Source organism: Streptococcus sobrinus DSM 20742 = ATCC 33478 (genome assembly GCF_000686605.1).
Classification (GTDB): Bacteria; Bacillota; Bacilli; order Lactobacillales; family Streptococcaceae; genus Streptococcus; species Streptococcus sobrinus.
In genome coordinates this window covers 1-8,590 of record NZ_JMLC01000043.1, presented here as the reverse complement: position 1 = coordinate 8,590, position 8,590 = coordinate 1, and the positions used below count along the sequence as shown (strand labels likewise).

Sequence of the window (8,590 nt, the reverse complement as noted above, 5' to 3'; positions counted from 1 at the left end):
TGAATAATTTCTGTTGCTCTCTGAGCCTTGCTTCGTCCCTCAAGCGGTACTCTCTCAACTTTTTTAGCACAGCCACCTCCGCTCTAAGGTAGTCATTTTCATATTGGAGACGTTCTAACTCCGTCATTTCTTCCAGTTTCTTCTTTGGTTTACGCCCCATCTTAACAGGTCTCCCTCTTGCTTTCTCAAGAATAGTATACCCGTTTTTCTTGTATTGTGCTATCCAATTAGTGAGTAAGGAGCGACTCGGTAAGGCGTATTCAACAGCCACCTCACCTTGACTTCGGCCATCCACGAGGACCTGATTTATCATTTCTTGTTTCTGCTCCAGGGAATAGTTGCTCTTTTGACCTTTGGTCAGAGCATCAAAACCATGGCAATCAATGAGTCTCACTAGGTATTTGATAATGGATGGATTTACCTGATACTGCTGAGATAACTGACGAATTGATTGCCCTGATTGTCTTAAGGTATAAATCTGAACTTTATCCTCATAACTTAATTTCATAAGAAAAGCACCCCAATCATTAGATTCTTTGTCCAAATTTTGGGGTGCAGTTCATTTTCTCAAGTGGATTTTTATCAAACTAACTACTTTCTCTATGTGAACATCAGCTACAATCTTGGGGGAGCTCAAGATAGTCTGCCAGTTTAGCATAGGTCTTGTGATTGCGGATAGTGACAGCCTTATAAAAGGGCTGTTTGAGCAAAGCCTTATGGTAAGTCGTCTTGAGAAAGGTCTTCTCCTGATACTTACCCCAATAGATACCCAACTCACCGAAATGAACAATCTCATCAGCCAATTCCAACTTTTCAATAGCCCTTTGTACCAATTCCCTATCCAGATCTACGGTGTAAAAGAGGACATCTTTTCTGGCCAAATCGTCCCCCCACCAATCTGGTAGGTCTTCTGCTGCAAAATCCTTAGCTGACAAAAGGGCGAAGGTTAACACGAAAGGATAAAGGTTGGCAAAGAAATCCTTAAATCCAGCAATGATATCACTTTCTGGTCGGTCACTATTAAAAAAGAGGTTGCCGGAATTGATGTAGGTGGTTACTCGACTGTAACCGAGTTCTTCAACCTGCCTAATCAGTTCAGACATGACAATCTTATTCTTGCCGCCAACATTAATCCCCCTTAAGAGTAAAGCATAACGCATCAGAGGTCCTCCTTGATGACAGTAATTAATTGATCCCGGTCTAGAATCCATTGAGCCCGCTGGTCTTTTTCATAGGTCCGATTGGAGAGAAAAATAGCGGCTTTCTGAGTTTTTCGATTATAGAGGACAAAGGTTCCTGTATAGCCTGTATGCAGGAGCCAGTCGCCCTGCTTATCCCAAGCTAGGCTGCGTTCTTTTGAACCCGAGGGAGCAAAATTATGGTTGAGATATATAGCAAAATCCCTCTGCAAGTAGGCGGTCATAAAGCTTTCTAAATCCTTGAGTGTTGAAAAGAGGCCAGCCGACCCCGTATGATTTCCCAGGATTTGGGCCTTGGGATCATGCACCACACCTGGCGCTACTCCCTTTACTGTCGGCACTGCTACTGAGACTGGACCAAAGCTGGTTTCCTTCATAGCAAAAGGCTTAAAAACCCTCTGTTCAAATAAATCCGGTAGGCCTTGTTTGGTTAAATTCTCCAGCATCAGACCCAAGAGAATAAAGTTGATGTCAGTATACTTGAAATCATGCTGATTCGTCGCTTTGATAGTATTAATGGCCTCAATCAGCCCTTTAGCATTGAGCTTATCTCGGTTGGGAATATAGGGAACAATACCAGAGGTGTGGGTCAAGAGTTGACGAATGGTCACACTGTGATTAGTAAAGTCTGGATAATAGGCTGCTAGGGGCAAGTCTAACTTGATACTCCCTTCCTTGACCATCTGAATCAGAACTGTACCTACACCGACAACCTTGGACACACTGGCCAAGTCATAGGTTAAGCCAGGAACAACCGCCTCTTGTCCGTCTTGGGTTCCCAGATAGAATTCTTGCCACATCCCGTCATAAAGGGCAAGGCTGGCACCATGGTAGATGTCAGCCTTAATTTGTTGCTCAATTTTTTCTAGTATTCTTTTCATTTACTAAACCACAATTCAATTTGACTAGGATCGGAAACCACAAGTACCCTTTGTCCCCTGTCCAGATAAACAGAAAGGCCTGCCTCTTCAAAGTAGGCTTTGAGAGCCAAGAAATCGTAATCAGCAGGGACATGATACTCAATAAATTCCAGATCCCAAGTCGTATTCTCAGCTGCCTTTAAATCCTCTCCCTGAGCTTCTTGTAAATCAGGAAGGAAGTCTAAACCAGCTAATTTTTTATAGAAAGCTTGAGACTCTGGTAAATCAGCCACATTTAAAATTAATTGTTCAATCGTAAAATTCGACAGACCTTGAAAGTTTGGTAGAGAACTAAAGGTTAGCCCCTCTCTTGATATCTCTTCCAATCCGGTCCAATCATTTTCAGCATGGAGAAGAATGACATCATTTTCTGGTGACAAAATTTCATAAGCATATCCCTTTTCCCCCTTAAAAAGGTGCGAGAAGGAAACACCACTAGCCAGTAAGGACTCAATTTCTTTTGGGTCTTCGGCCTTGATGATAACACTAGCCAGCTTTTTAGGACCCTCAACAGCCCTAACTCGCATAGAAGGGGATTCTTCAATCGAAAATCTAACAAGCTTTTCTTGATGACCTCCAAAAAAGACTTGAGAGTTTTCTTCTTTTAAGACCTTGAATCCTAGATTCTTCCGATAAAACTCGGTATTACGCTCGCGGTTATTGATACGAAGAACTGGTGTTACTAAAGTAATTCCTGAAAATAATGTCATATTCTACTCCTAACTTCTTCCATTTTAGTCAAATTCTCTTCATTTGACAAATAATTATATGCTTTAAGCAAAAACTATTTACTATTAGTAGCATTTTCTGTAAACTAAGTACATGAATGAAAATCTAATTTTACACCTAATTCAGGCGACCCTAGTGCTGGCCATGATTATCATTATCATCGAGCTAACCATCCATATTCGCCGCCAAAAAATAAATATTTTTCAGCGTTTTATAACTGGCTTTTGGATTGGACTGGTCACCGATATGCTAGATACTCTAGGCATCGGCTCCTTTGCTACTACGACAACCCTTTTTAAACTGACTAAATTAAACGATGATGACACCAAGTTACCAGGGACTATGAACGCGGCCCATGTTATCCCTGTCATGGTTGAAGCTATCTGCTTCATTTCTGCGGTCAAGGTAGAACCGCTAACCTTGATTTTGATGGCTTCTGCTTCCTTTTTCGGGGCTCTCTTTGGAACCCGGATCACTAAGAATTGGAACGAGCGTCTGGTTCAACTAATCTTAGGTAGCCTCCTAATTGTCGCAGCTCTTATCATGGCCTACCGCATGCTGACCAACCCTGGAGGGGGACTTTCAACAACTGTTCACGGTCTCCATGGTATTTGGCTAGTTGTAGGGGTGGTCTTCAATTTCACCATTGGCGTTCTTATGACCATGGGGCTGGGAAATTACGCACCAGAACTCATTTTCTTCTCCCTAATGGGACTGAGCCCAGCAATTGCCATGCCAGTCATGATGCTGGATGCTGCTATGATTATGACCGCTTCCAGTACACAGTTTATTAAGGCTGACCGGGTCAATTGGACTGGTTATGCTGGTCTGGTCCTAGGCGGGGTCATCGGTGTTCTTATCGCCTTTAAATTCCTGACCAGCATCAACATTGATACCCTCAAGACCCTAGTCATCGCCATCGTCATCTTCACCGGCGTCATGCTTATTCGTTCTTCATTTGTCAAGAAACTTGATAGCCATAAAATTACAAAGTAGATTTTATGAACCAAGCATCAATCCTACAACCAAACTAGTTCGCCCCCCTAGAGGAAATTTACTTTTCCTCGGAAATCGCAATTAATTCAAGCTACAAAAAAAGCAGGTGCAATACCCGCTTTTATTTTTATGCAACTTTATTATAGGCTGTAAAGAGCGTTGAAAGCTGCCACAGCGACGATACCGGCTAAGATAGGTGCTACAACTGGGACCCAAGCATACCACCATTTAGAATCACCCTTGTGTTCGCCAAGAACAGTTTCAGGTAGAAGATGGTGCAAGAGACGAGGCATCAAGTCCCGCGCCGGATTTAGGGCTGGACCAGTAGGACCACCGAGGGAAATAACCAGTACAAGGACTAAGAAACCAAGTCCCATATGGGCAACGGCCAATGAACCACTATAAGTCAATGGGAAGACTGGACTTTGTTGCTTAAACATACTAACAACATCACTAACGGAAGCATTGTTACCTAGTTGTTGAGCCATTTCTCTCAAAGAATCAGACCCGATAAAGTTCTTGGTCAGGGCTAAAGCACCAAAGACCAAAACAAAGGTTCCAATGAATTCGTTGATGAAACCGTTGATGGTAGCTGGGCGACGGCTTTCTTCTGTACCGTCATCCAAAGCATCAATGGTTGCAAAACTACCAAGGATAGCATTGGGATCTTCTGTCTTTTGATAAAAGGCTGCATGTCCAAGAACAATCAAGGCCTGACCAAACATCGCCCCCAAGAGCTGAGCAATCAAGTATCCTGGAACATAGGTCCACTTAAAAGCTCCTGATACAGCCATACCAATCGTAAAGGCTGGGTTGATGTGGTTACCAGAAACGCTACCGAACATCAAAGCTGGCAACATAACAGCAACACCATAACCAAATCCAATGACTAACCAACCAGATTTATATCCCTTTGTTCCCTTAAGTTCAACATTTGCTACTGAACCATTCCCAATCAGAACCATCAGGGCTGTTGCAATAAATTCAGTTGCATACTTAATTAGCCACTCATGTGTCAGGGCTGCTTTAAAAAATTCATTCATTCGTCTAGACTTCCTTTCTCCTTAACAAGTTTTTAGACAGCTACCATTTTATCAAGTATAATAGATAAAGTAAAGTCATTACTCAAAATAAAACGCTTACTAGTGAGGTGAGAGCATGCGTTTCAATCAATTTAGCTATATTTCCTCTTCAATACAAGAAGCTGAAGCAGAATTGCAAGAACTCGGTTTCTCTGTTTCCTTGAAAAAATCAAACAAGGACAATCTGGAAAGTTTCCTGCGCAAGGCCTTCTTCCACTATAGAGACACCGATATTCCCTTAAGTAACTGGATTGCTGACCTGGAGACCAATCTGCTGAGCTTCTTTCAATCGGACAAACCGCTGACTGAGGAGATTTTCTACACGGTTGCCCTCCAACTTTTGGACTTTGTTCCTCATGTAGATTTTGAGGAGGTCACAGATTTTCTGGAGCAAACCAATTTTCCGATTCAATTTCGAGCGGAAGAGTTTCTTCTCAACCTCCACCAACTCTTGGCCACCAGACAGAAGACAGGAATGACCCTGATTGATAAGCTCATTAGTCAGGGACTCATTCCAGTTGACAACCATTATAACTACTTCAACGGTAAGAGTTTGGCAACCTTCGACACCAACCAAAATATCCGTGAGGTTGTTTATGTTGAAACCAGCCTAGATAGCGATGGCGATGACAAAAGAGACCTGATTCGGGTTCATATTCTACGCCCCCAGGCTGACCAACTGCTACCGACAACCATGACGGCCAGCCCCTACCACCAAGGGACTAATCCCGTTGCTAATGATAAAAAAATGCACACGATGGAAGGCCAGCTAGCTGTCAAAACTGCCGGCCAAATTGAAGTTGAAGTAAAACCTATTCCCCAGGTGAGCTACGACAAGTCGTTAGTCCCCCAAGAAACCTCCAACGAGACTTTCACTCATATTGCCAACTACAGCCTCAATGACTACTTACTGGCACGAGGATTTGCTAATATCTATGTTTCAGGCCTTGGAACCCTGGCTTCTGAGGGCTTTATGACTAGTGGTGACTACCAGCAAATCAATGCCTTCCGAGCGGTCATCGACTGGCTCAATGGTCGAGCGGTCGCCTATACCAGCCCCAAGCGTAACAGTCAGGTCCTAGCCGACTGGGCTTCAGGTAAGGTGGTCACGACGGGCATTTCCTATTTGGGTACCATGTCCAATGGCCTAGCTACTACTGCTGTTGATGGTCTGGAAGTCATCATTGCCGAAGCGGGAATTTCCTCTTGGTATGACTATTATCGAGAAAACGGTCTGATCTCCAGCCCAGGTGGTTACCCTGGCGAAGACCTGGATGTTTTGACCGAATATACCTATTCCCGCAATCTCCTAGGTGGCGAATATCTTCGCAGCAATCAAGACTACCAGAATTTCCTCAAGCAGATGAGTCAGGAACTGGAAAGAGCCAAGGGAGACTATAACCAGTTCTGGCAGGACAGAAACTATGTCAGCCATGCTAAAGAAGTTAGGGCCGAGGTCGTCCTGACTCACGGTAGCCAGGACTGGAATGTTAAGCCTCTTCATGCCTATCAATTTTTTCAGGCCTTACCTGATAACCTGAACAAGCACCTCTTCTTCCACAATGGTATGCACGTCTACATGAACAATTGGCAATCCATTGACTTTCGAGAAAGTATGAACGCCCTCCTAAGCCAGAAACTGCTGGGACAAGGTAGGGACTTTCAACTGCCAAGGATTATCTGGCAAGACAATAGCCAAGACCAGGCCTGGCAAAGTTTGGAGAATTTTGGTGGGGCCCACTATCTGGCCCTCAATTTAGGTCAGGAACAAGCTGTCGTCAACAACCACTATCAGCAAGAAGATTTCGACCGCTACGCTAAGGATTTCAAAATCTTCAAGGCCCAGCTCTTTGAGGACAAGGCCAACCAGGTCACTCTTGATTTAACCCTAGATAAGGACCTCCTGCTCAATGGACGTCCCCATCTGAACTTACGAGTTAAATCCTCAATAAATAAGGGTATCCTATCTGCCCAGCTCCTAGATGTAGGGCCAAAGAAACGCTACAAGGATGTTCCGACAACTAAGGTGGCCCTAGGGATTGACAATGGTCGCAATTATATCCGAGAAAATTGTCTGGAGCTTCCCTTCGTCCAAACACCCTATCGCGTCATCAGCAAGGCAGTCCTCAATCTACAAAATCGTCATAGCCTGATGACCATTGAAGAAGTTGAGGCCAACCAATGGATGACACTCCAACTAGATCTGCAACCCAGCATCTACCGCCTATTCAAGGGCGATCAACTTCGCCTGATTCTTTATACTACTGACTTTGAACATACCATCCGAGACAATAGCAACTACCAGTTGACTGTCGATTTAAACCAGTCGCAACTCCTCCTCCCCTACGATTAACCTTTAGTCATCCAAGAACCAATACTTGGCAGCTACAGATATCAGGGCGCAGAGTGAGACAGTCCAACTATCAATTGTCGATTCAAGGGCTCAAGGCCCATCTCACAGGTTCAGCAATGCTTAAGCAATCCATCTAGCTAAAGTTTAACGGAAGTCCAAGCCCAGCCAATTGGCTTTGCACCTAGTTAATACTTAAATACTTACCTCAAGAAGCAAATCTACCAATGACCGCAAACAACAAATAAAAGACTCCTAGAACCATCCTTCGGGATGCTCCTAGGAGTCTTTTATTATGATTCCGAGTCTCAGGAAAAACAACCCCCGACTCGCCAACTAAATCCAAGGTTCAGAAAAAGCGATCTATTCCTGAACTATACCTCATTCCTTAGATTTTCTGGCAAACTGTTAAGGTCACTTCATTTCCAGACCGTTTTTTTACCCTTAAGCACTAGCATCAACAGGCATAAAGTTGCCGACAATCTTACCGACGATTCTTGGATTTTCATCGTAAGGGGCAAATTTGTCCGCATACTGCTGGTTGATAGAGACTAAACGTAAACCTTCTGGTTCACGATAGACCCGCTTGATATAAGTCTGACCATCCCACTCGACTGCATAAACAGCCCCATCATAATCAAAACCAGTCTGCTTAATCAGGACCACCTCACCATTGAGATAGGTTGGTTCCATAGAATCCCCAAAGACCCAAGAGGCAAAGTCGTGGTCAATCTTTTCATCATAAAAAACTTCATCGTAATTGCCATCGTTAAAGTAGGTATAACCAGTACCAGCTGACAGACGTTCATAAACCTTGTAGGCATAAAGTTTGCGACCAGCTCCAGAACGCATCTTGCCTTGCTCAGCCAAAAGCCGGTTGGCAAAATCGACGGCCTTCTTTTTATTGGCCTTGTTGAGTTGAACATAGGTCTCAACAATCTCATACTCCGACAAGAAATAGGAAGGATTGACCTGCAAAATTTTACTAAGTTTATTCCAATTCTTTTGATTAGGCTTGGTTTTTCCATTTTCCCAATTAAAGTAAGAGGGCCGAGAAATCCCCAAATGCCTAGCAACATCAGCCTGGGACATACCTAATTCCTTGCGACGGTTTTTTAATTTTTCAGCAGAAAACATAAGCTCACCTCACCATTAGCTTTATAACTTACAATTAGTATATCATAGAAAAGAGATCCAAGCAAGAAATTATTTTATAAGCCATGATAAATTGTAAAATATAGTGCAACAAAAAAACTCATAGCGTTTCATTGGTGTAAACTGTAAGTAACCACACAAACAGAACCCGAGGAAAAA

At 43.4% G+C, this 8,590-nt stretch carries 7 protein-coding genes and 1 pseudogene; 2 read left to right on the top strand and 6 right to left on the bottom strand.

Going from position 1 to position 8,590, the window contains the following annotated elements:
• From BS63_RS0110080 to BS63_RS0110065, 4 genes and pseudogenes are all read right to left on the bottom strand, one after another.
• A pseudogene (locus BS63_RS0110080) lies at positions 1-508 on the bottom strand (transposase); the annotation flags it as partial.
• Between the two features lie 103 nt (positions 509-611).
• Positions 612-1,160 carry a DUF1697 domain-containing protein gene (locus BS63_RS0110075; RefSeq protein WP_019774923.1) on the bottom strand — a complete coding sequence of 183 codons (549 nt, stop codon included), beginning with the start codon at positions 1,158-1,160 and terminating at the stop codon, positions 612-614.
• Positions 1,160-2,080 (bottom strand): serine hydrolase domain-containing protein, encoded by a 921-nt coding sequence (locus tag BS63_RS0110070; protein WP_002960587.1) that lies wholly within the window; start codon positions 2,078-2,080, stop codon positions 1,160-1,162. Before BS63_RS0110070 ends, BS63_RS0110075 begins: the two co-directional genes overlap by 1 nt.
• Positions 2,077-2,829 carry a CppA N-terminal domain-containing protein gene (locus tag BS63_RS0110065; RefSeq protein ID WP_002960589.1) on the bottom strand — a complete coding sequence of 251 codons (753 nt, stop codon included), beginning with the start codon at positions 2,827-2,829 and terminating at the stop codon, positions 2,077-2,079. The genes BS63_RS0110070 and BS63_RS0110065 overlap by 4 nt, the downstream gene beginning before the upstream one ends.
• 112 nt (positions 2,830-2,941) lie before the next feature.
• On the opposite strand from BS63_RS0110065, the gene BS63_RS0110060 reads away from it, so the two are divergent.
• On the top strand, positions 2,942-3,844 hold the full coding sequence (locus tag BS63_RS0110060; RefSeq protein ID WP_019785150.1) for a sulfite exporter TauE/SafE family protein: 903 nt from the start codon (positions 2,942-2,944) through the stop codon (positions 3,842-3,844).
• 140 nt (positions 3,845-3,984) lie between these two features.
• Here BS63_RS0110060 and gla read toward each other — a convergent pair whose 3' ends face one another.
• Complete coding sequence (gene gla / locus BS63_RS0110055) at positions 3,985-4,887, bottom strand: aquaglyceroporin Gla (protein WP_002960592.1); 903 nt, start codon at positions 4,885-4,887, stop codon at positions 3,985-3,987.
• Positions 4,888-5,002: 115 nt separating this feature from the next.
• On the opposite strand from gla, the gene BS63_RS0110050 reads away from it, so the two are divergent.
• Positions 5,003-7,279 (top strand): Xaa-Pro dipeptidyl-peptidase, encoded by a 2,277-nt coding sequence (locus BS63_RS0110050; RefSeq protein ID WP_028798573.1) that lies wholly within the window; start codon positions 5,003-5,005, stop codon positions 7,277-7,279.
• A gap of 441 nt (positions 7,280-7,720) precedes the next feature.
• Here BS63_RS0110050 and BS63_RS0110045 read toward each other — a convergent pair whose 3' ends face one another.
• Positions 7,721-8,413 (bottom strand): LexA family transcriptional regulator, encoded by a 693-nt coding sequence (locus BS63_RS0110045; RefSeq protein ID WP_002960597.1) that lies wholly within the window; start codon positions 8,411-8,413, stop codon positions 7,721-7,723.
• Positions 8,414-8,590: the final 177 nt, after the last annotated feature.

What these genes read in the sequence shown, in the direction of transcription:
- BS63_RS0110060 (WP_019785150.1), top strand. Translation starts at nt 2,942, where the DNA reads ATGAATGAAAATCTAATTTTACACCTAATTCAGGCGACCCTAGTGCTG.
- gla (WP_002960592.1), bottom strand. Translation starts at nt 4,887, where the DNA reads ATGAATGAATTTTTTAAAGCAGCCCTGACACATGAGTGGCTAATTAAG.
- BS63_RS0110070 (WP_002960587.1), bottom strand. Translation starts at nt 2,080, where the DNA reads ATGAAAAGAATACTAGAAAAAATTGAGCAACAAATTAAGGCTGACATC.
- BS63_RS0110050 (WP_028798573.1), top strand. Translation starts at nt 5,003, where the DNA reads ATGCGTTTCAATCAATTTAGCTATATTTCCTCTTCAATACAAGAAGCT.
- BS63_RS0110065 (WP_002960589.1), bottom strand. Translation starts at nt 2,829, where the DNA reads ATGACATTATTTTCAGGAATTACTTTAGTAACACCAGTTCTTCGTATC.
- BS63_RS0110045 (WP_002960597.1), bottom strand. Translation starts at nt 8,413, where the DNA reads ATGTTTTCTGCTGAAAAATTAAAAAACCGTCGCAAGGAATTAGGTATG.
- BS63_RS0110075 (WP_019774923.1), bottom strand. Translation starts at nt 1,160, where the DNA reads ATGCGTTATGCTTTACTCTTAAGGGGGATTAATGTTGGCGGCAAGAAT.